The organism is Enterobacter sp. MGH120 (assembly GCF_001037725.1).
GTDB classification, from domain to species: Bacteria; Pseudomonadota; Gammaproteobacteria; order Enterobacterales; family Enterobacteriaceae; genus Enterobacter; species Enterobacter hormaechei_C.
This window is the reverse complement of sequence record NZ_KQ089940.1, coordinates 649,059-672,536: the sequence shown is the minus strand read 5'-3', so window position 1 is coordinate 672,536 and position 23,478 is coordinate 649,059. Positions and strand designations below refer to the sequence as shown.

Sequence of the window (23,478 nt, the reverse complement as noted above, 5' to 3'; positions counted from 1 at the left end):
CTGGACTCGTCACTGAGTTATCGGCCCGCCAGGTGAGAACTTTATGTTCAATTCACCGGGAAAATGAAATTAAGATGACAGAAATATGCCGGAATACGCGCTGGCTCAAAAAAAATAATGGAACGTCGTTTTAATATAGTTGACCATAAAAAACACACAGCGCACACTACCCTTAATTACTTTGTTCAGGTTCACGACTATGTCTAAAAAAATTGCCGTGATTGGCGAATGCATGATTGAGCTGTCCCAGAAAGGCGCGGAAGTCAGCCGCGGTTTTGGTGGCGATACATTGAACACCTCCGTTTACATTGCCCGTCAGGTCGCCCCCGACGCGCTGAGCGTGAGCTACGTTACCGCGCTGGGAACGGACAGCTTCAGCCAGCAGATGCTGGAAGCCTGGCAGGGTGAAAACGTTGGGACCTCGCTGATCCAGCGAATGGAAAACCGCCTGCCGGGTTTGTACTACATCGAAACCGACAGCACCGGCGAGCGCACCTTCTATTACTGGCGTAATGAAGCGGCCGCCAAATTCTGGCTGGAAAGCGAGGCCGCCGCTGCCATTTGCGAAGAACTGGCCACCTTCGATTATCTCTACCTGAGCGGGATCAGCCTGGCGATCCTGAGCCAGGAGAGCCGTGAAAAACTGCTGTCACTGCTGCGCGAATGCCGTGCCAATGGCGGTAAGGTGATTTTCGATAACAACTACCGTCCGCGTTTGTGGGCCAGCCGTGAAGAGACGCAGCAGGTCTACCAGCAGATGCTCGAATGCACCGATATCGCCTTCCTGACGCTGGATGATGAAGATGCTCTGTGGGGCGAAAAACCGGTTGATGAGGTCATTGCCCGGACGCAGGCTGCCGGGGTCAGCGAAGTGGTGATCAAGCGCGGGGCGGAGTCTTGCCTGGTGGCGGTTGCAGGTGAAGCCGTGACAGAGGTGCCGGCGGTGAAGCTGGCGAAAGAGAAAGTAATCGATACCACGGCGGCGGGAGATTCTTTCAGCGCGGGGTATCTGGCGGTACGTCTGACGGGGGGAACGCCGGAAGCGGCGGCGCAGCGCGGTCACTTGACGGCCAGCACGGTGATTCAGTATCGCGGAGCGATTATTCCGCGCGAGGCGATGCCTGCTTAAGGACTGTGCGGGCTGATGCCCGCACCCTAACCCTCTCCCTCAGGGCTGAGGGAACGCAGAGCTTACTGGCCCTGCGGAATATCGCTCGCATCCTGGTGTAAATCATCGGCTGCCGTTTGCGCTGGCTGCGGCGGCGTCGCCATGATGGCGCTCCAGGTGGCCTTCAACTCTTTCATGTCATATTCCGGCTCACCTTTCGGCTGCAACAGAATCAACGCCATATCCTGCGACAGCTGCTGACGCAGATCCTGATTCAGCATCTCCACGGTCAGACCGTTCAGGAAGTCCTGACGCAGTTTCTGATACTGCTCCGGCGCGATATCCACCACCTGATTCTGCAAGGAGCGAATGCGCTGGCTGATTAAGATATCGGTATCGGCGCGGGCATAGGTGGCGAACAGTTTCTGCAATTCGAGGGATTTCTGCGCCACCAGCGCGTTAAACTCCTCTTCAGACAGGCCCTCTTTCCGCACTTTAGCCAGCTCTTTCGCCACCACGCCGAGATTGGCATTCAGCTTATCGCCCGGCGATTCCACGTTAATGGCGCACTGGGCGCGCTGGAACAGCACTCGGCAGTCAAAGCCCAGGCCAATATCTTTCACGTTGTTCTTGCTGAGCGTCTGCTGAACGTGCCAGAACAGCGCTTCACGCGCGAGATCCGCACGCCAGTAACGCAACAGCGCAGAAGACTCGCGGATCGGCTGCCAGGCCGTATCCCACATCATTGAAAGACGATCCTGACGCACGGTATCCGTCATGATGCTGACCGTCTCAGGACGCAGCGGGGACAAGGTAGGAACAGGGGCGGGCGTTTCACGCTTCCCTTTCAGATCGCCAAATGCTTTGTTGATCTGTTCTATCACCGCACGGCTGTCCACGTTGCCCACCACAATCAGGGTCATGGCATCCGGGGTGTACCACTGCTGGTAGAAAGATTTCACCTGCGCGGCATCAACCGGCTGTTTCAGCGGCTCTGCCGGGTCGTGGCCAAGCAGCGTTGACCCTTTCAGGCGGTAGCGCCACCAGCCTTCTTTGGTATCCGTCGGCCAGGTCGCCACCATGTCGCTGTTGCTCAACGCATAGTTAACGGTCTCAGGCGTAATCGCCAGTTTGCCGGTGGCATCGGAAAGGTAGGTCAGCGCTTCTTTAAGCAGATCGTTACGGTTGTTGGGCAGGCTCAGGTTAAACATGGTGTAGTCATAGGAGACCACAGCCGGGGGCAGCGGGCGTTTCGGATCGATGGCCTGTTGCCATAAAGAACGCACCTGAACCGCCTGCAAACTGCCGCTCTGGGTGAGCGCCAGTCGAGGAATAAAGTGGCTTAAGCCGGTCTGCTGGGTGCTTTCAGTGAGGGAGCCGGTATTCACAGAAAGACGGATTTCAATGCGATCGCTCGGACGTTGCGGAGTGGATAATACCTGCCACTGGAAACCATTCGCCAGTGTTCCCTGTTGCCAGGCCGGGTCTGGCTGGAGCGCATCTGCCTGCACATAACTGGCTGCTGCCATCATCAGCAAACCGCCGGTTAAGAGTCGAATTTTTGTGCCCTGCATGTGAACCCCTGATCAACATTCCTGGTTAAAGAGAGTGTCTCGCGACGTGAGCACTCAAAGATGACGATGAAAACCTTCCGATTAGACAGCGTGTTCGGCTAAACGTCACGGGCGGAAGTGAAATATACCCAAAAAAAATCTTGTCGAATTATGACAGGTATGAACGGTTATTATGCGCAGGTGCCCGCATCCCCACAAGGGAATACGGGCATTTATGAGGGATTAAGAGGATAAACCGGGGGTTTTGTCCTCAGAAGTGCGGTTATTCAGCGTATCGTTAAGCTTCTTGTGATCCAGCTCTTTCACCCACTTCGCCACCACAATCGTCGCCACGCCATTGCCGACCAGGTTGGTTAACGCACGGGCTTCAGACATAAAGCGGTCAATACCGAGGATCAGGGCCAGGCCCGCCACCGGCAGATGGCCCACCGCCGAAATGGTGGCCGCCAGCACGATAAATCCGCTGCCCGTTACGCCCGCCGCCCCTTTTGAAGAGAGCAGAAGCACCACCAGCAGCGTAATCTGATGGAAGATATCCATGTGGCTGTTAGTGGCCTGGGCAATAAAGACCGCCGCCATCGTCAGGTATATCGAGGTGCCGTCCAGGTTAAAGGAGTAGCCCGTAGGAATAACCAGCCCCACCACTGACTTACGGCAGCCCAGCTTTTCCATTTTATCGAGCATACGCGGCAGCGCGGACTCCGAAGAGGATGTGCCGAGGACAATCAGCAGCTCTTCACGAATATAACGGATAAATTTGAAGATGCTGAAGCCGGTCGCACGGGCGATGGAGCCGAGCACCACCACCACAAACAGAATACAGGTGATGTAGAAACAGACGATCAGCTGGCCAAGCTGTACCAGCGTGCCGACGCCATATTTCCCGATGGTGAAGGCCATCGCGCCAAAGGCGCCAATCGGGGCCAGACGCATGATCATGTTGATGATGCCGAAGATCACCTGCGAGAAGCTTTCAATGACGTTAAAAATCAGCTGGCCTTTGCTGCCAAGACGGTGCAGGGCAAAGCCAAAAAGCACGGCAAACAGCAGCACCTGGAGGATGTTTCCGCTGGCGAACGCGCCAATCACGCTGCTCGGGATCACGTCCAGCAGGAAGGCAACAATCCCCTGATCTTTCGCCTGTTCAGCGTAAACCGCCACCGCTTTCGCATCCAGCGTGGCCGGGTCGACGTTCATGCCCGCGCCTGGCTGTACCACGTTGACAATTATCAGGCCGATAATCAGCGCGATGGTACTGACAATCTCGAAGTACAGCAGGGCAACCGCCCCCGTACGCCCGACCGCCTTCATGCTTTCCATGCCAGCGATACCGGTCACCACGGTACAGAAAATGACCGGCGCGATGATCATTTTGATGAGCTTAACGAACGCGTCGCCAAGCGGTTTCATCTGCGCGCCCAGCTCCGGGTAGTAGTGACCGAGCAGAATACCGATGGCGATGGCTGTCAGGACCTGGAAGTAAAGACTTTTGAAGAGTGAGGTTTTCATAGGGTGTCCCTGGAAAGAAAAACTACAGGCTTTGTAAGGTTATGGTTAACCTGCGGCTTTAAAATAACACCCACATAACAGGACAGAAATAAACGGGGTTCAAATTTGAAACACAAATGTTAAGAACTTTGAGCTGGCTCGCACAAGCCAGCAACAAAATTACACTTTTGCGTTATTGCCAGCGTCGGCGAGATAGCGTTGCTCAAAGATATCCGTCGGTACGGCGCGGTCAAACAGGAAGCCCTGTCCGCTCTCCACGCCCGCCGCAGCCAGCCACTCACGCTGGGCGTCGGTTTCAATACCCTCGGCAATTACGTGCAGATTCAGGCTGTGCGCCATCTGAATAATGGCCTGTACCAGGCTGCAATCCCCCGGCAGCCCATCCACAAAGGTTTTGTCGATTTTCAGGACGTCCACCGGCAACGTTTTCATGTGCTGGAGCTGACGCAGGCCAGAATACCCCATACCAAAATCGTCCAGCGCAATGCGGATCCCGGCATTACGCAGCGGTTTCAGAATGGCGACAGCATCGTCAGGATTGTCGATACAACGGCTCTCGGTGACTTCCAGGATCAACGTGTGGGGCTGAATGCGGTAGCGGTGGATCAACTCGAGCATCTCCGGCACCATGGTCGGGTGCATCAGCTGTAGCGCAGAGAGATTCACCGACAGCGGCAGCGTGATGCCCCGTTGTTGCCAGGCCGCAAGCTGGCGGCAGGACTCTTCCAGCACCCAGTAGCCGACGGTGACCATCAGGCCGCAGGACTCGATACGTTCGATCATCCCCTCAGGCAGCTCCCACGTGCCGTCCGGCTGTTGCATACGCAGCAACGCTTCGGCGCTGGTCACTTCCCCCGTGCGCAAATTGACCTGCGGCTGTAGCCAGAGCGCAAACTGGCGATTGTCCATCGCCGTCAGAATGTCGCTCTCTTCCGTCAGGCGCTGCTGGGCTTTTTCCATCTGCTCCGGATCAAAGAACTGGATCTGGTTTTTGCCTTTCCGGCGCGCGGTGAACGCGGCCGAGAAGGCCCGACGATAAAGCTGCTCGGCGGTCAGCCCCCCGTAGTACATCGCAATACCGATGCTGGCGCTCGGGCGAAGCTGGATACCCTGAATGGGCAGCCGCTCATTAATGACAGTGAGTACTTGCTGACCTAGCGTAATGGCGTGCCACGGCTCTTTAACACCGTGCGCGATCACCACCAGGTCATAACCGCTGACCTGGGTGAGCACCATGCGCGGCGCCAGAACGGATTTCACCTTTTCCACCAGCGTCAGCAACAGCATCTCGCGCTGGCTCTCTTTCAGCACGCCCGCCGTGTCCTGCAAGGTTTCGCAGGCAATCACCATCAGCGCGGTGGTCTGCTGGCGGGCGACGGTCTGCTCCAGCAAGGCCATTAAAAACGCTTTGTTTGGCAGATCGGATACCGGAAAACGGGTGGCATTGCTACTGAGCTCTTCCTGCTGACGCAGGACACGCTGCTGGTTGATATTGTAACTCCGGACCAGCATGCCAATTTCATCGTCGTGATGCAGGCGCGGCAACGGAAGCTGATGCCCCATGTGCTCCTGTGGAGAGAGGTCGTTCAGCTCCCGGGCTATGCGGCGCAACGGATGCACAATTAACCGGTTGATACACCACGTCAGCGCCACGCTCAGCATTAGTGTCAAAAGTAAGTAAGTAGTCACCAACGTAGCAACCCAGCTCATAACAAATTTATACATGCGGTACGAGTCGGCCTGTAGCACCAGGTAGGCCAGCGGCTGCGGGTTAGCCGGTCTTTCCAGAGAATAGAGAGGCAGGGAAATTTGCACCGGCAGTTCAAACAGGCGCATCACCATCATCGGGACGGGACGCTCCGGGATAAAGCTCATCCGCAGCGCCTGGAACTGGTTCGGCAGCACGACATCCGCGCGGCTCACGATACCGGCGGGCTGAATGCGCTTCAGGATGGATTCCGCCTCGGGGATATCCCCTTTCAGGATCGAGGCTGACAGGGGTTCCCGCACCGAGCGGGCAATACTTTCCAGTTGCGAAGCCGTGTTATAGCGATTCTGCTGTACGGAGTGAAACAGCAAAATGACGCAGAAGATGAAGACAAACAGCATTGTGACGGCAGACACCATCGCCATCTGTTTGATCGTTAAGGAACGGCTGACACGCAAAATGACTCTCCACAAAACTCGAAGCGCAGGGCGCACCAGGGTGTAAACCTGGTGCGCCCGAGTATACCCGATAGCTGCACTTTTAAGAGAGACTTACAATTAGATTAAGAAAAAATCCGATCACCAGTCTGCATAAGGCACCAGCGGTTCCGGTGGTAAGTCCATATCACCTTGCCAGCCCGCGGCAGAATACCGAACGTAGAGCAGCGCATGGCTCGGGGTATAGTCTTTTGCTTCCTGAATATCGACGCCCAGTCCGACAAACCAGTTGGACGTCACGCGGCGTTCAACAATCGCCCTTGCGGTATAACCCGTCCCTGACGAGCTACTTCCGGTTTCCATTACACCTTTATCGGTATAACGGCCTGGCTCATTGTCCGGGATCAGCCCCTGTAACGGATAACGCATCACATCTTTTGTTTTTGAATGAGACCAGGAGACGGAGCCGCCCAGCTCCCATGACCAGTTCTCTGTGCGTTTACGCCAGTTCACCGGTAAGGCGAACGACACATACTCCTGGGGACTGTAGTAACCGCCCTGGCCCAGCGAATAGCCACTTAAATCCTTATCGTAATGCCAGAGCATGTTGGACACGCCCACCGTCAGGCGTTCGTTGTTCTGATTGATGAGCTTGTAGTAATAGCCGGTCATCCAGCGGACGCGCCAGTTATCTTCGACATTCTTCCCGGTGAGGCTGTCGGCACTCAGGCTTGACCAGATCCCGTTAGCTTCGCCTTTGTCGTAGCTCATGCTCACGCCGCCACCGGTGGCACGCACGCCGCCCCAGGTGGTGTCGGTATTGGGATCTTTTTGCCCGGCGAAGGCCAGCACCGAGCTGGAAATCGGACGGCGATGGGCGTTCAGGGTGTAGCCAATCGGCCCTAAATCGTTGCTGTAGCTCAGGCTACCCACCACATCGACCACGTCGAAGCCCATCGGCGTTGTACCGATATCCCACGACCAGGTTTTGTTCTGCCAGCCGACGGCCACGCTGGCGCCGTTGGCCGACTGGTTTGTGCTACCGCGACATGGCGTTTCGGCGCAGGTACCCCATGTCGGATCGTAGGTTCCGTTATCGGTGGCAAAGGAACCGGCGTTCATATTGACCAGATCGCTACGGAAGAACATACGTCCATCCGACAGCGGCGCATCAACCTGGAGCATGGTGGTGTGCGCTTTCAGGTCGGAATAGCCCCCCGTGCCGCTGGACCCCCAGTAGTCGTGTTGCAGCGTGACGTTCAGATCCTGCTGACGATAAAGATCGCCTGCATCGCTGCGCACGCCGCGCTTCAGCCAGTCATCTTTCTCATCGTTACGCGTGAGCCGCGTAAAGCTGTCGTTATCGGTCGGACGGGTCGTTGTGATGCCCGATGAGACCATCGCATCTTTCCAGGTGTCCAGCGCCTGCTGAGGCTGACCATTTTGTGCCTGGAAACGGGCGGCATCGCGCATCACCAGCGCACTTTCCATCGAAGGCGGCTGCGATTTGGCCTGCGGAAGAATGGCGTTGAAGGTCTTTTCTGCCGCGGCATGATCACCCAGGCCAGCCTGCGCCATGGCAAGCCGGCGCTGCATATTGATGGAGAGCGGTTCGCCGTTCTGTGCCGCGGGCAGTTTCGCCAGCGCCGCGCGCGCCGCGTCCTTGTTGTCCTGGGCAAGATAGACCTCGGTCAGGCCGAGGATCGCGTCTTCGTTCTGCGGTTCGCGTTGCAGGACGGTGTTGTAGGCGGTTTTCGCGGCCTCATGATCGCCACGCTGTTCAGCCCAGTCCGCCAGCGTCAGGTCGATACGGGTGGACGGAGGCTGCTGGCGAAGCAACGTTTCCGCCTCCTGCTCTTTTCCACTGTCGCGCAGGCGGTTGGCGGTTTCCAGCACCTGGTTACTTTGCAGGCGGTCCGCCAGCGCCTGAATGTTGCCGTTCCACTTGTCGCGCGGCAGCGTGTTCAGATGCGCCAGCGCCGCCCGGTCCTGATCGTTACCGGACAGGTACAGCCCGCTGGCGTAAACCTGATCCGGATCGCCCGGTTTCTGGCTTGCCAGCTGACGCATCAGGTTATCCGCCTGGCTGCGCTGACCCGCGCTATACAGATCGCGTGACAGTCGGTAGGTGATCCACACGTCGCCCGGGGAAAGCGCAAGGCGTCGGCGCTGAAGTTCTGCGGCCTGCGCATATTTCCCCTCGCTTTCCAGCTGTTCGGCCTGGGCTGACAACTGCTCGTTCGTCAGGCTACGTTCAATATCATCAATGCTGCGGCGCTGGCTGGCAGAGAGCGACTGAATAAACTGCGTCGCCTTCTCCGGAGACTGCGCGCGATAAATATTGGCGAGACCGCGTACCGCGTTGCTGTTGCCGCTGTCCATCCGCAACGCCTGGCGGTAATAACGCTCGGCCGCGTCGTTATCTTTGCGCGCCGCCGCCGCATCACCGAGGCCCAGAACCGCGTAGCTGTCGGTATTGTCGATATTGCGCGCCTGCTGGTAATAGCGTTCGGCCTGGGCCGTATTGTTGGCTTTCAGGGCGTTATCCCCCTGCTGGATCAGCAGCCAGTATCGGTTGACCTTCAGCAGGCTGTCCCATTTGCCCCGGTTATCGCTCTGCGGATCGAGGGCGATCGCCTTTTCAAACTGAGCAACCGCACGCGCGCGATCGCCTTTCTGAGAATAGGCCTGCCCCAGCGCGCCTACGGCTTCACTGTCGGCGTGGTTGGCGCTGACTGCTTTTTGCAACTCCGTTACCGCTTTACTGCCCTGCCCGGCATCCACTGCGGCTAACCCTTCGGCTTTGGCGCGGAACGCCGGATCGGCAAGCTGTTTTTGCTGCGCTTCAAGCTGGGCGCGCGCCGCCGTCACGTTATCGCCATCGCTGAACACGCTCAGGTATTGTTGCAGCGCGGTAACGCTGGCGCTGCTGGCCGGCTGATCTTTGATCTGCTGGTACCACATGTCCGACGCCTGACTGCGGCCATTGTTCGATTTGGCCATCTCCTGTAACACCGCAAACCCTTCATCACGCCGTCCGCTCTGGAACAAAAGCTGTGCCAGCGAGGACTGTAGCGGGACGTTACCCGGACTGCTGGCGTTTATTTTCTTAAGCTGATTAATGGCCAGGTTGCGGCGGGCTGGCTCTTTCGCCACCACGTTCCAGTACTCCGTCGCGATGTCGCCACTGGGCGGCTTACCGTCAAACAGTTTGTCATACGCGGCAATGGCTTCCTGGGTGTGCCCGGTGGTGGCAAGCAGGCGAGCCTGCTGGAGGGCCTGGCGACCATCCGGCGTGGAGAGCAGCATGGTAGTACGGGAGGACTGATAGGCACTGGAATCGGGCGCCATTCCTTTCAGGCGATCCAGCTCTTTTTGCGCGCCCGCCGTATCGCCCTGTCGTAACAGGTAGCGGAAGCGCGCGGCAATCACGTCCGGGTTGTTGGGGTCGATCAGCTCAAGGCGATAGAGCGACTGGCGCACTAAATCCTCACGCTGGGTGGATTCCCCCAGACGGACCTGTTCCAGCAGCTGTCTCTGCTGCGGGGAGTTGGCGGCCTGGGCCAGGGGCATTAGCGCCAGGCCAAGCGATAAGGTGAGTAGATTCAGTGTGAACGTGCGCATTCCTGGCCCCAGTCCGGTAGTAATTCACCTTGCACGGTGAAACGAAAACGATGCTGATCCCACCCTTGTCCAAAGAGGGTCAGAACGTAGCTGTAATAAGCATTGTTATCGGGAAAACGATCGGCGACGTGCTGGCGTTGCACCGCTTGCGCGTCCCGGTTTTGTAAAAACGGAAGGAGGGAGGCAGAAAACCCTACCGGCCCATCTCCGGTGCGTTTCCCGGTCGCGACGTCCACTTTCTCCGGCGGCAAGCCTTGTTTGATTGTGGTGGTCGCCATGGGCTTGAAACGCGCCAGTAGTCGGGCTTTCTGCGGATCGTTATCGTTCATCATCCCTACCCACAGATAGACGCGAATCGCATCGTAGCTGCCGATCAGGGATGCATCCTGCGACAGCTGCCAGCCGCCCTTTTTCTGGTATTTCACCCAGTTCGGGGAAAATCCTTTAGGCGCGGTCTCCAGCAGCAGACGCAGGTTGGTTTCACGGAGCGTCGTCCACGGCGCGCCAAAACGGGTGAAATAGCTCGCAAGCTGCGGCGGCAGGTAGCTGGGGTTGAAGCGCCAGACACTCTCTTCGGCAAAACCGACTTTACCCGGCAGCAGCATAGAACCCAGCCCCGGCACCTTCACCACTTCCTCACTGGCAATGCGCGTCAACAGCGCCTTACCCGTGCGCGTGTAATCGGGATTTTTCCACAGCCGCCCGGCCTCCAGCAGCGACCAGGCAATCCAGATATCGGCATCAGACGCGGAGTTAGGGTCGATAACCGCCCAGGTTTCGTCGTCCTTTTTCCCCCACAGCCAGGCCGGGAGATGTTGGGTTAAATCTCCCTCGGCAAGGTTATCGCGCGTCCATGCCAGCAGCAGATCGAACGCCTTGCGATCGTTTGCCGCGAGGGCAAAGAACAGTCCGTAGCTTTGCCCTTCGGAGGTGGTGATTTTGCGCGCGTCACTGGGATCAATGACGCGCCCACTTTCGCTCATATAATCCTGCTTGAACGTCTCCCAGGCAGGCCAGCGACAGGCGGCGTGAAGATTCGCCGCCGCCAGCATCAACGCTGCGACTACACACCCGCGAAAGATTTTCATCACCGCTTACTCATGGTCCGGGTTAAGACGACGACGGCTGATGATTCGCAGCAGACGCCACAGTACCCACGCCAGCAGTACAACGCTGAGCGCAGCCAGCACGGCCAGCAGCACCGGGTGGTTAGACAGGGCGTACCACAGGCGTTCGAACCACGGCAGATGACCGACGTAGTAGACATCCCCCACGCGCAGGCTGTTTACCCCCGACTCACGGATCACCGAGACGGAACCGAACATTGCCGCCCGTTTACCGCTGTCGTTCATGGCCGTGTTGAGTAGCTCATACCCGCGCGTGCTGTCCGCCAGCAGGGCGATAACGCTGCGCTGGTCGTTGTACGGCGACTGGAAGCCGACAATCGCGGCCATCGGACCCGTTGAGCTTACGGTCGTCCTGATATTGGCCTGACGATCGCCGCTGTCCGGCATGATGCTCGGGAACTCGGTCTGACGCAGCGGCGTGTTAACCCACGACTGAGCCGCCTGCACCAGCAGATCGACGCGCTTCTCGTCTTTCAGCTTGTCCGGAATGTTGCCGATGACCATGATATCGGCATCTTTGTTCTGGATCTGGCTCCCGTCATCCGTCACCGTCACGTTGATAGCCGGCAAGCCGGTTTGCGCCCCGACGGTGCCCATGGTGTCCAGCAGCGTGGTAACCTGGCCTTCGTTGGCCGCTTTTGGCATCACGACAATCGATTCAGAGAGGTCTGCCATGCGGCTGAACGGGAAGCTGGCGTTAGCAAAGGCACGCAGATCCGGCATCGCAATAAAGTGGTAATACTTCGAGAAGTCGATCGTGGAATCATCGCCAATCACCACGTGGTTTTGCACCGGCTGGAAGGTAATACAGTTTTCCACCGATCCACCCGGCATGGGGTTCATATACTGGAAGTTAAACCGCAGCTGGTTCACCGCACCGAGCTTCAGCGCCGGGATCGACACATCGGTTTTGCCATCCAGCAGCCCCTGTAATACAGGCAGACGAAGCATCAACCGGTTTGTCTCCTGGCTGCTGGTCAGGCTGAACGATTGCAGGAACTGGTTGTTGAGGCTGATATCCATGCGCGAGCTGTCTTTGGTCGCCGGCGCGGTGTAACGGTAGTTCAGATTGATATCAATGCCGTTGGTGCGCAGCAGATAGAGATCCGGCGGCAGGTTCAGCGACAGGCTGACAGGAGAAGGTTCAAGCCCGGTTGACTGCAATTGCTCTTCATAGGTTTTCAGTTCGCCAAAGGTGATGGCCCGGTCGGTACGTACCCAGTTCGGCGCATCATAAGGCTTACGTGCCAGCAGCGGTTTCACCTCATCCACCACAACGCTGTTACCGCGGAACAGGATATTCCCCTGCGCAATGCCTTTCGCCGCCTGCACCAGATCTTTGTCATCACGGCCGAAGATCACCAACAGCTTCACGTACGGATTGTCCGGATGGCTGATCATCTCGATGGTGGGCGCTTTCACCTCCGGATGGTCACGCAGGAAAGCCGGACGTTTGGCGTTGGTGGCAAACACGATCGCGTTTTTGTCCGGCATTTTGTCGTACATGACCGGGAAACTTTGTCCACGCCAGCCGGAACGGGAACCAAACCAGGATGCCACGATAGAGGCCGCCAGCTGTTCGGTCACATCGGGAGAGCAGGCAAAGACCATCGGCAGGTTCAGCGGACGGTTATCACGCGGGTCGAAGAACGGCACCGGGAAGGCGGAGAGATCGTTTTTCAACGCCAGCGGCTGATAGGTCATCTGAAGCGAAGAGTTACGCCCGACATCCAGCCACAGGGTGCTGCTGGCCGGGTTTTCACAGACATCGCGGTAGTGGCCGACAAACTCCAGACGCACGCGGTTAAAATCGGTGATAAACAGCGGATTAATCGGCACCTGAGCCAGGGTTTTCTTACCCAGTTGCTCTTTGGTGACGGGCAGGACGTCCATCAGCTCGTCATTCAGATAGACCTTAAGCTGGGACTGCACCGGCAGCAGCGACGGCGATGGGGTGTATTCCAGGTTGAGCATCGCTTTCGACACGACTTCATCGCTGCGCATACCGAATTCGATACCGCCATTTGGGTTGATGCCGCGCAGAACCATGCTGCCCGGAGGAGGCGCGATCTGGGCAAACGTCAGCTTAACGTCACGCGACGGCGTATTTTCGGCAACCACCGGCGCACTGGCTCCCGGCACGCCAGGCATGACCTGCCCAACCACCGGGTTGTCGGCGGGCAGCGTATTCCCCGTCGTCGGCTGATTCGGGACGACGTTTTCCGTCTGCCCCGGCGCGGCCGTCACAACCGGATCGGTCGCTTGCGCGACGACAGGCACCGTTGGCGCGGGCGTGGCCGCTGCGTTATCAGGCGCTGCGTTAGCCACTGTTGCAGGGAGCGCACTCATCCCCATTGCCACTGCACATAACCAGGAAAGTTTTGTTTTCATCGCGTTATCATCATTGTTGAGCCATAACCGGGTCCGCCTGCTTCGCTTCATCTCGCTCAGGTCGACGCGGAATGAACGACACGACCCAGGAAACCAGTGAAGTAAGTGACCGGAAAATTAATTTCACCGACGACGGGGCAAATTCTGCAAGGTGACGATAGCCACGGAACCCCAGCTTAAGAATATCCAGCAGGCTTTCCAGAGGCTTATCCTCAGGGAAGCTGTCCTGCCAGAGAGCCCACGTATCCGCGCGGGCAAACGTACACTGCACAAAATCAATGTGTTGCTTTTTGGTCAGCGGCATCAGTTGCAGACCCACTTCATTTCCTCTCACACGCACCACCTGCGTCGGGAAGACATACTCCTGCTGGCCGCGCTTAAGCAGTAGGTTGACCTTCTGCCCCTCCAGCACCTTCGCCTGACCGTTGATCTTGATACCCAGACCGCCATCCGAAAAGTCATGTACGGTACAGGAGAAGAGATGTCCATCGTCGCGAGCAATGGCCGCTGGCATGCTGATTTCGACGCGATGCGCGCGGCGAACCTGTTTGCTCTCCACCGATACCGCCACCGCGCCGCCGAGGATAATCAGGTTATAAAACACCCACGCCATACTCACGAAGACCGTCAGAATTTCGTTTTCCGGGCCGTAGAAGTAGCGCCAGATCCCAACAATCACGCCCACAATATTCAGCAGCACCAGGAAGATATAGGGCCGGGAGATCACCCAGTCGACATACTCCTCTTCCACCAGCCCGCCCTTCGCGGTGACGTTGAATTTCCCTTTATGCGGGTTAATCAGCGCCACCATGGTGGGCGGCGCGATGTACCAGGCCAGCACCGTTTCGTAAATTTCACTCCAGAAGGAGTGGCGATATTTCCCCTGAATCTTCGAGTTCGTCAGGCTGGCGTGGATCATGTGCGGCAGAACGAACAGGGCAATCATCAGCGCAGGCGCATAGATGATGTAAGCGTGAAGGAGCAGGAACGCCAGCGGCGCAGTGAGGAAGATAAGCCGTGGAATACCGGACAGGAAGTGGAACATGGCGTTAACGTAGCACAGCCGTTGCGCCAGCTTCAGCCCTTTACCCATCAGCGGGTTATCGAGCCTGAAAATTTGCACCATGCCGCGGGCCCAGCGAATACGCTGGCCGATGTGCGCCGACAGGGATTCCGTGGCCAGCCCCGCCGCCTGAGGAATACGCATGTAGGCGGAGGTATAGCCAAGACGGTGCAGACGCAGCGAGGTGTGCGCATCTTCCGTGACCGTCTCGACGGCGATCCCGCCAATTTCATCCAGCGGTTTCCGGCGGATCACCGCACAGGAGCCGCAGAAGAACGTTGCGTCCCACATGTCGTTCCCGTCCTGCACGAGTCCATAGAACAGCGTGCCCTCGTTCGGGGTTTTACGAAAACGGCCGAGGTTACGTTCAAACGGGTCCGGCGAGAAGAAGTGGTGCGGCGTCTGCATCATCGCCAGCTCTTTCTCCTTCAGGAACCAGCCCATGGTCATTTGCAGGAACGAGCGCGTTGGCACGTGGTCGCAGTCGAAAATAGAGACGAACTCCCCTTTGGCATATTTCAGCGCATTGTTGATGTTACCGGCTTTCGCGTGTTCATGCGTGGTACGGGCGATGTACTCTACCCCCACTTCGTCCGCGAACTGGCGGAACTCGGCACGGCCACCGTCATCGAGGATCCAGATTTTGATTTTATCCTTCGGCCAGTCGATACCCAGCGCGGCGTAAATGGTGTTTTTTACCACCGACAGATCTTCGTTGTAGGTCGGCACGAAAAGGTCAACCGTAGGCCACTGGGTCGTGTCTTTTGGCAGCGGCACCGGCTGTCGATTCAGCGGCCAGATAACCTGGAAGTAACCCAGCACCAGCACGATCCAGGCGTAAGTCTCAGCAAACAGCAGGACTAAGCCGCACACCAGGCTGACCGGATCGTCCCAGTTCAGCGTTGAGGTATATCGCCACCAGATGTAGCGGCAGGAAACGGTCAGCGATAGCACAATCAGCATCAGGGCAGAAAAACGCCCTGGTATGCGCCGCACCAGCAGCGCCACGCCCCACAGCAGGATCAGGAAGGTGAACTGCGCCAGCGGGTTGAAGGGCTGGGTAATACAGACCAGCGCAAGAATCAGCGAGAACACCACAACCACGCCGAGAATAAAACGCCGCAAGCCCGGGTGTAGGTGCCCGAGCTCTTTGTGGTTATCTAAATGACCCATTTTGTCGCCCACCCGGTCAGGTAGCCGGTCAAGCCACTGGTGGTAGTGTTCACGCAGGTTCTGCACACGATCGAAGCTGCGCCAGCGGGACGTTTTTTTCTCCGCGCCCGTTGAGGTCGTTAGTAGCCAGATGGACTGAATAGCGTAGCGCGCGGGATCCAGCGGACGCGGCTTGTCAGGGTTGATATGCGGATAGAGTTCACCGTGGCGCGCACGAATGCGTTGCCAGCGGGGATGTTCGAGGGGGATGAACATCCACGCCAGAATCATCCACAAACAGCCCAGCGCAGCGCTCAGCGACGAGGCGCCGTGATGACGGTAATGGCGGTAGCGTTCACTTAAGCGCGAACTGACCGGCGGAATGAGCAGCCAGTTAGTCAGGCCGCTCATACTGAACTCCCGGCAGGCTCCGGCCGTTTAGCAAAGTGCAGCAGACACCAGTTGGCCAGCGTCAGGATCTCTTCCGCCGCCAGTGAATCGCTACGGTACTCCCCGAGAGGTTGTTTGGACGCGAGGCACTCCGCCATCGCTTCGTCACGATGGATCACCATCGGCAACAGGCGGCGCTGACTCTGGAGCCAGACCTGGTAGAGATCGTCCTGGATCTGGCTGCCAATGCGCAGATCGTTGATCAGAATATGGGCATTGGCAGGCATCGGCTGCTGATGCAGACGGATATGACAATTCGCATCTACGTTCGCGATGGAGAGCACATGGTCGCACTGCGCCAGCAGCTGGCGGGTCAGCGACGCGGCACCGTGCGGCAGGTCCAGCAGGATCCACTGATAGTGCCCGCTCTCTTTCAGGCTCTGCAATGCGGTGATGAAGCGAGAGAACAGGCGCTGGTACGCGGCTTCATTCCCGCGCTCGGTTTCGGTCAATTGACCAAAGGGAAGCAAATCGAGCTGGGAGGTATAACGCAAACCCGCATCCCGCCAGTCTTTATCGTCCAGAAGCGCGCGTCCCCAGCCGTTTGCATGCGTAAAGTCGACATTGAATGACATGCGCAGCAAATTATCGGAACAGGCATCAATGACCAGTACCGATTCACCTAATACCTGCAATGACCACGCCAGCGCCGCGGTAACGGAAGTTGTACCCACCCCACCACGGACGCCCTGTAATCCTAGTACAGCCATCAATGGCTTCCTTATTGTTGTTGGGCAAACTCAGCTAATAACGGCCAACGTTTAATAGCCGCCGCCAACTGTTCACGCTGGGAAATATCGGTGTAATCTATTTCAGGCAAAGAAAAAGCCTGCGTGAGTGCCAAAAAATCGTTCTGGAATGTGTAACCCAGACTTGAGTCGACTGGGGTTGCGGGTTCGTTATTTTGCATTCTTTTTTCATCCCTTTGAGTAAAATCATAAGATTCAGATGCAGCGAGGCGTCCTGCCCATTAAATTTCATTTACATGCTAAATCTGATGTTCTTTAATTTCAATGTTAGGTTTATTTCTACGCTTTCGCTAGTAAACTGAGAGACATAGAAATTCGACGAAAAGAGGGACACCGTGGACTCCATATTTTCTATTGGCATCCAGTCATTATGGGACGAATTGCGCCACATGCCAGTCGGAGGAGTCTGGTGGGTTAATACGGATCGTAATGAAGATGCCATCAGTCTGGTAAACCAGACGATAGCGGCGCAGGGGAAGGATTCCCGCGTGGCCGTCATTACGATGGGCGAAGAGCCGAAGTCAATCATCAGGCTCGACAGTGACCGTGGACCCCAGACAGTACGATTATTTTCCATGCCTGCGGAGGCTGACAGTCTATACTTTTTACCCCGCGATATTCAGTGTTCTATTGTTCCTGAACACTATTTACTGATTCTAAAATGCTCTAATAACGGCCTGCAAAATATCCCGTCTGAAAAACTGCTGAAATGGCTGGGAAGAATCAACAGATGGGCAAAAAATCAAAATTGCACCTTATTGGTTGTTAACCCAGGCAGTAATAATGACAAGCTTTTTTCACTTTTAATGAGTGAATACCGTTCCCTCTATGGCCTGGCCAGTATTCGTGTCCAGACCGACCGCCATCTTTACGACGTGGCTTTCTGGTGCAATGAAAAAGGGGTGAGCTCCCGACAACAACTTACCCTCAAACATGTCGGGGATGAGTGGCATCTTGCTCAACAAGAAGAAACAGTAGTTCAGCCACGCAGTGATGAAAAACGCGTTCTGAGCCATATTGCGGTACTGGAAGGTGCGCCTGCACTGTCTGAGCACTGGTCACTGTTCGATACCAATGAAGCCTTATTTGATGAGGCGCGCACCACGCAGGCGGCGACCATTATCTTCTCGTTGATCCAGAATAACCAAATCGAAACGCTGGCAAGGCACATACACACATTACGTCGCCAGCGCGGCAGTGCGTTAAAAATTGTGGTGCGTGAAAATAATACCAGCCTGCGCGCCACCGATGAGCGCTTATTACTGGGCTGCGGCGCGAATATGGTCATTCCGTGGAATGCTCCCCTGTCGCGCTGTCTGACGCTGATCGAAAGCATCCAGGGCCAGCAGTTTAATCGACATGTTCCGGAAGATATCAGCACCCTGCTTTCAATGACGCAGCCGATGAAACTGCGCGGCTACCAGAAATGGGACACCTTCTGCGATGCGGTGGGCAACATGATGAGCAATACGCTGTTACCGGCAGACGGAAAAGGGGTGATGGTTGCCCTGCGCCCCGTGCCGGGTATTCGCGTTGAGCAGGCGCTCACTCTGTGCCGCCCTAACCGTATCGGGGACATCATGACCATTGGCGATAACCGCCTGGTGCTGTTCCTCTCCTTCTGCCGGGTGAACGATCTGGATACTGCGCTTAACCATATCTTCCCGCTTCCTACCGCGGATATCTTCTCGAACCGTATGGTCTGGTTTGAAGATAACCTGATCGCGGCTGAGCTTGTCCAGATGCGTGCCCTGCCACCCGAAAAGTGGGCCAAACCGTTGCCTGTCACCAGCGGTGCCAAACCGGTACTCAATGCGAAACATGACGGGCATGTCTGGCGTCGGGTACCTGAGCCGCTACGCTTACTGGATGAGAACAAGGAGAGCGCGCCATTATGAATATCAGCGATATCATCCAACTGGTTGTTCTGTGCGCGCTGATTTTTTTGCCGCTTGGCTACTATGCACGCCATTCCCTGCGCCGTATTCGCGATACGGTCAGATTACTGTTCGTCAAACCTCGCTATATTAAACCCGCCGGAACACTGACTCGCGCTCCGAACGTCAAGGCAAACCGAAAACATGACTAATTCTACCTATACCTCTTCGGCGCCCTCGCCACTCTGGCAATACTGGCGCGGCCTGTCCGGCTGGAATTTCTACTTTCTGGTGAAGTTTGGTCTGCTGTGGGCAGGCTATCTTAATTTCCACCCTCTGCTTAACCTGGTGTTTATGGCATTCCTGCTGATGCCAATCCCGAACCTCAGGCTGCACCGTATACGTCACTGGGTCGCTATCCCCATCGGTTTCGCCCTGTTCTGGCATGATACCTGGCTGCCCGGCCCTGAAAGCATCATGAGCCAGGGCTCCCAGGTCGCAGGTTTCAGTGCGGACTATATGCTCGATCTGGTTGAGCGCTTTATTAACTGGCAGATGATTGGCGCGGTATTTGTCCTGCTGGTCGCCTGGCTGTTCCTGTCTCAGTGGATCCGGATGACGGTGTTTGTCGTCGCGATTATGATCTGGCTTAACGTCCTGACGCTGACGGGCCCGAGCTTCTCGCTGTGGCCAGCCGGTCAGCCGACGACAACCGTGACCACCACGGGCGGTTCCGCCGCCGCGACCGTTGCGACAGCAGGGGATACGCCTGTGGTTGGGGATATTCCTGCGCAGACTGCACCGCCGACATCCACTAACCTGAACGCGTGGCTCTCCAGTTTTTACGCTGCGGAAGATAAGCGTCAGACGAAATTCCCGGACGCGCTGCCTGCCGATGCTCAGCCGTTTGAGCTGCTGGTCATTAACATCTGTTCTCTGTCCTGGGCTGACGTTGACGCGGCTGGTTTGATGTCGCACCCGCTGTGGTCGCATTTCGATATTCAGTTTAAGGACTTCAACTCGGCCACGTCGTACAGCGGCCCGGCGGCTATCCGCCTGCTGCGCGCCAGCTGCGGACAGCCTTCGCATAAGAACCTCTACCAGCCGGCAGCTAACCAGTGTTATCTGTTTGATAACCTCGCAAAACTGGGCTTTACCCAGCACCTGATGATGGGCCATAACGGTCAGTTCGGTAACTTCCTGAAAGAAGTGCGTGAACAGGGTGGCATGCAGGCCCCGCTGATGGACCAGAAAGGGCTGCCGGTAACGTTGCTGGGCTTTGATGGCTCGCCGGTGTATGACGATACCGCCGTGCTTCAGCGCTGGTTAGATACCGTCGGCAAAGAGGAAGGGACACGTAGTGCGACGTTCTATAACACGCTGCCGCTGCACGACGGGAACCATTATCCCGGCGTGAGTAAAACGGCCGATTATAAGGCCCGTGCTCAGAAGTTCTTTGACGAGCTGAACGCGTTCTTCAACGAGCTGGAAAAATCAGGTCGCAAAGTGATGGTGGTGGTAGTACCAGAACACGGAGGGGCGCTGAAAGGCGACAGGATGCAGGTGTCTGGTCTGCGCGATATCCCAAGCCCGTCCATCACTAACGTTCCGGCCGGGATTAAGTTCTTTGGCATGAAGGCGCCGCATCAGGGAGCGCCCATTGAAATCACCCAGCCAAGCAGCTATCTGGCTATCTCGGAACTGGTTGCTCGCGCTGTAGACGGTAAGCTGTTTGTGGAAGATAGCGTGAATTGGGATCAACTCACCAGCGGGCTGCCGCAGACGGCGGAGGTATCGGAAAACGCCAATGCGGTGGTGATCCAGTATCAGAATAAGCCTTATGTCCGACTGAATGCCGGGGATTGGGTGCCGTATCCGCAGTGATGACCTGCTACACCCTCTCCCCTGTGGGGAGAGGGTTACTCCGCACTTCGTAACGAAATTTCACCGCCCACCCAGGGCTTAATCACGCCATCCTGTTCAAGAAGCAACGCGCCCTGCGCGTCAATGCCGCGTGATGTGCCGTAAATTTCTTTATCTCCAATCAGCAGCTTCACCGGTCGGTTAATAAAGTTATCCAGCTTTTCCCAGCGGGACAGGAATGGCGCTAACCCCTCTTGTTCAAAGAGCGTCAGCGAACTACGCAACTCATTGATCATGCGGACGGCAAGCGTATTGCGATCGATGGTGATCCCCGCTTCCTGCAAGTTGGTCCAGGCCTGGTTCACGACATCGTTCTGCACGTTTCGCATCACCATGTTCAGTCCCGCCCCAATGACGATCTGTGCGGCATCGCCTGTTTTTCCCGTCAGTTCAACCAGGATCCCCGCCAGCTTTCGATCGTTGAGATACAGATCGTTGGGCCATTTTACCCGCACCTGATCGGCACCCAGATCGTGCAGCACCTCTGCCATCACAATGCCGATCACCAGGCTCAGCCCGATGGCCGCAGCTGGCCCCTGTTCAAGCCGCCAATACATGGAAAGGTAGAGGTTGGCGCCAAATGGTGAGAACCACTTACGCCCCCGGCGGCCACGTCCTGCCTGTTGGTACTCGGCAACGCAGGCATCACCGGATTTCAGCTCGCTCAGGCGATCCAGCAGATACTGGTTCGTCGAATCAATGACCGGCAATACCGCGACGTTACCGTGCCCAATCTGGCTGCGGATGACCTCTTCATTCAGTAACTGGATCGGTTCCGGCAGGCTGTAGCCTTTTCCCGGCACCGTAAACACATCCACGCCCCAGTCGCGGAGCGTTTGAATATGCTTATTGATCGCAGCACGGCTCATGCCCAGCTGTTCGCCCAGCTGCTCGCCAGAATGAAACTCGCCATCGGCAAGGATACCGATGAGAGTTAACGGAATAGTATTGTCCTTCACGCAATGGTCTCCACGGCATTCACTTCGCCCGTTCGGCCAATAAAGCGAACTTCAGGCTCCAGCCAGACGTCGAATTTTTCGCCCACGCGCTGGCGCACATGATGCGCCAGGTTGACGACATCTTCACTTGTCGCGTTGGACTGGTTGATCAGTACCAGCGCCTGCTGACGATGAACAGCAGCGCCACCAAGAGTCGTACCTTTTAATTCACACTGATCGATAAGCCAGCCTGCGGCCAGCTTCACGCTACCATCCGCCTGAGGATAATGCGGGGCCGTTGGCCAGCCGGCGAGAAACGCTTTTGCATTTTCGCTGCTGATCACCGGGTTTTTGAAGAAACTACCCGCATTTCCGTTTACTTTCGGGTCCGGGAGCTTGGTCATTCGCATGTGGCAAACGGAATCAAATACCTCACGCGGTGTGACGGTAGCCGGGTCGAGACGGGTCAGATCGCCGTAAGTCAGAGCGGGTTTCCAGGCTTTCGCCAGGCGCAGGCCAACGGCCACAATGACGAAACGATCCTGATAGTCGTGCTTGAAAATGCTGTCGCGATAGCCAAAGCGGCACTGCTCTGCGGTCAGGCGCTTCGCCGTTCCGGTCGCGAGTTCGATACAGTCGACATATTCGCAGACGTGTTTCAGTTCGATGCCGTAGGCACCGATGTTTTGAATAGGAGATGATCCTGCACAGCCCGGGATCAGAGCCAGGTTTTCCAGCCCTGGCATCCCTTTTTCGAGGGTATATTGCACCAGATGGTGCCAGTTCTCGCCAGCACCCACGTGTAAATGCCAGCTGTCAGCGCTCTCTTTACGCTCAATCCCCATGATGCGATTGACGATTACCGTCCCCGCAAAATCATCGAGAAACAGGACATTACTTCCTTCGCCCAGAATAAGTACGGGTTCACCGTTTTCTGTTGCGTTTTGCCATGCATTCAGCAACTGCTGAGCACTGTCGGCACGTACAATTTGATTAGCATTCCGTTGAATACCAAAGGTATTCCAGGGCTTAAGGGAGTGATTCATAGACGCTATCCTGATGCAAAAACCGGGATAGTTTACCGTATATATGGGGGGATAGGTGATTTGTTTATGGAAAGGAAGCAGGTGCACAAACGCAAAAAGGCCATCCTTGCGGATGGCCTCTTCACTTGTTTGATGCCTGGCAGTTCCCTACTCTCACATGGGGAGACCCCACACTACCATCGGCGCTACGGCGTTTCACTTCTGAGTTCGGCATGGGGTCAGGTGGGACCACCGCGCTAAAGCCGCCAGGCAAATTCTGTTAATCTGTATCAAAGCTGAAATTTGATTGTCTGTCTCTTCGCCAAAACACCTTCGGCGTTGTAAGGTTAAGCCTCACGGTTCATTAGTATCGGTTAGCTCAACGCATCGCTGCGCTTACACACCCGACCTATCAACGTCATCGTCTTTAACGTTCCTTCAGGAGACTTAAAGTCTCAGGGAGAACTCATCTCGGGGCAAGTTTCGTGCTTAGATGCTTTCAGCACTTATCTCTTCCGCATTTAGCTACCGGGCAGTGCCATTGGCATGACAACCCGAACACCAGTGATGCGTCCACTCCGGTCCTCTCGTACTAGGAGCAGCCCCCCTCAATTCTCCAGCGCCCACGGCAGATAGGGACCGAACTGTCTCACGACGTTCTAAACCCAGCTCGCGTACCACTTTAAATGGCGAACAGCCATACCCTTGGGACCTACTTCAGCCCCAGGATGTGATGAGCCGACATCGAGGTGCCAAACACCGCCGTCGATATGAACTCTTGGGCGGTATCAGCCTGTTATCCCCGGAGTACCTTTTATCCGTT

At 56.5% G+C, this 23,478-nt stretch carries 15 protein-coding genes and 1 rRNA gene; 4 read left to right on the top strand and 12 right to left on the bottom strand.

The features are described 5' to 3' along the window. Window positions 1-199: 199 nt before the first annotated feature. Window positions 200-1,129 carry a 2-dehydro-3-deoxygluconokinase gene (locus tag SK54_RS03055; protein ID WP_017384186.1) on the top strand — a complete coding sequence of 310 codons (930 nt, stop codon included), beginning with the start codon at window positions 200-202 and terminating at the stop codon, window positions 1,127-1,129. A 62-nt stretch (window positions 1,130-1,191) separates the two neighbouring features. Here SK54_RS03055 and SK54_RS03050 read toward each other — a convergent pair whose 3' ends face one another. From SK54_RS03050 to bcsR, 9 genes are all read right to left on the bottom strand, one after another. Beyond that, the gene (locus SK54_RS03050) at window positions 1,192-2,682 is read right to left on the bottom strand and encodes a M16 family metallopeptidase (RefSeq protein WP_023295577.1); all 1,491 of its coding nucleotides are present in this window, start codon (window positions 2,680-2,682) and stop codon (window positions 1,192-1,194) included. Window positions 2,683-2,904: 222 nt separating this feature from the next. After that, complete coding sequence (gene dctA / locus SK54_RS03045; protein WP_015571524.1) at window positions 2,905-4,191, bottom strand: C4-dicarboxylate transporter DctC; 1,287 nt, start codon at window positions 4,189-4,191, stop codon at window positions 2,905-2,907. A 159-nt stretch (window positions 4,192-4,350) separates the two neighbouring features. After that, window positions 4,351-6,357: a biofilm formation regulator HmsP gene (hmsP, locus tag SK54_RS03040; protein WP_048246719.1), complete on the bottom strand. Its 2,007-nt coding sequence runs from the start codon at window positions 6,355-6,357 to the stop codon at window positions 4,351-4,353. A gap of 120 nt (window positions 6,358-6,477) precedes the next feature. After that, window positions 6,478-9,960, bottom strand: a complete 3,483-nt coding sequence (gene bcsC, locus SK54_RS03035; RefSeq protein WP_048246717.1) for a cellulose synthase complex outer membrane protein BcsC — start codon at window positions 9,958-9,960, stop codon at window positions 6,478-6,480. Then, on the bottom strand, window positions 9,942-11,048 hold the full coding sequence (gene bcsZ, locus SK54_RS03030; RefSeq protein ID WP_017384189.1) for a cellulose synthase complex periplasmic endoglucanase BcsZ: 1,107 nt from the start codon (window positions 11,046-11,048) through the stop codon (window positions 9,942-9,944). Before bcsZ ends, bcsC begins: the two co-directional genes overlap by 19 nt. Before the next feature lie 6 nt (window positions 11,049-11,054). Further along, window positions 11,055-13,478: a cellulose biosynthesis cyclic di-GMP-binding regulatory protein BcsB gene (gene bcsB / locus SK54_RS03025; protein WP_075550045.1), complete on the bottom strand. Its 2,424-nt coding sequence runs from the start codon at window positions 13,476-13,478 to the stop codon at window positions 11,055-11,057. Between the two features lie 10 nt (window positions 13,479-13,488). Continuing rightward, the gene (bcsA, locus tag SK54_RS03020) at window positions 13,489-16,104 is read right to left on the bottom strand and encodes a UDP-forming cellulose synthase catalytic subunit (RefSeq protein ID WP_048246713.1); all 2,616 of its coding nucleotides are present in this window, start codon (window positions 16,102-16,104) and stop codon (window positions 13,489-13,491) included. Further along, the gene (gene bcsQ / locus SK54_RS03015; protein ID WP_003861177.1) at window positions 16,101-16,853 is read right to left on the bottom strand and encodes a cellulose biosynthesis protein BcsQ; all 753 of its coding nucleotides are present in this window, start codon (window positions 16,851-16,853) and stop codon (window positions 16,101-16,103) included. Before bcsQ ends, bcsA begins: the two co-directional genes overlap by 4 nt. An 11-nt stretch (window positions 16,854-16,864) precedes the next feature. Then, window positions 16,865-17,053: a cellulose biosynthesis protein BcsR gene (gene bcsR / locus SK54_RS03010; protein ID WP_003861175.1), complete on the bottom strand. Its 189-nt coding sequence runs from the start codon at window positions 17,051-17,053 to the stop codon at window positions 16,865-16,867. A gap of 174 nt (window positions 17,054-17,227) precedes the next feature. Between bcsR and bcsE the strand changes: the two genes are divergently transcribed. The 3 genes from bcsE to bcsG are packed head-to-tail and all read left to right on the top strand — an operon-like array spanning window position 17,228 to window position 20,653. Beyond that, window positions 17,228-18,790: a cellulose biosynthesis c-di-GMP-binding protein BcsE gene (bcsE, locus tag SK54_RS03005; RefSeq protein ID WP_048246711.1), complete on the top strand. Its 1,563-nt coding sequence runs from the start codon at window positions 17,228-17,230 to the stop codon at window positions 18,788-18,790. Further along, window positions 18,787-18,981, top strand: coding sequence for a cellulose biosynthesis protein BcsF (bcsF, locus tag SK54_RS03000; protein ID WP_006808586.1), 195 nt, complete (start codon window positions 18,787-18,789; stop codon window positions 18,979-18,981). The genes bcsE and bcsF overlap by 4 nt, the downstream gene beginning before the upstream one ends. Further along, entirely contained in the window at window positions 18,974-20,653 is a 1,680-nt protein-coding gene (gene bcsG, locus SK54_RS02995) for a cellulose biosynthesis protein BcsG (protein ID WP_048246709.1), read from the top strand. The genes bcsF and bcsG overlap by 8 nt, the downstream gene beginning before the upstream one ends. 35 nt (window positions 20,654-20,688) lie before the next feature. On the opposite strand, the gene birA is transcribed toward bcsG, so the two are convergent. From birA to rrf, 3 genes are all read right to left on the bottom strand, one after another. Next, window positions 20,689-21,651: a bifunctional biotin--[acetyl-CoA-carboxylase] ligase/biotin operon repressor BirA gene (birA, locus tag SK54_RS02990; protein ID WP_017384195.1), complete on the bottom strand. Its 963-nt coding sequence runs from the start codon at window positions 21,649-21,651 to the stop codon at window positions 20,689-20,691. Further along, entirely contained in the window at window positions 21,648-22,676 is a 1,029-nt protein-coding gene (gene murB / locus SK54_RS02985) for a UDP-N-acetylmuramate dehydrogenase (protein ID WP_017384196.1), read from the bottom strand. The genes birA and murB overlap by 4 nt, the downstream gene beginning before the upstream one ends. Before the next feature lie 134 nt (window positions 22,677-22,810). After that, window positions 22,811-22,926: ribosomal RNA gene (gene rrf / locus SK54_RS02980) — 5S ribosomal RNA — on the bottom strand. Between the last annotated feature and the right edge of the window lie 552 nt (window positions 22,927-23,478).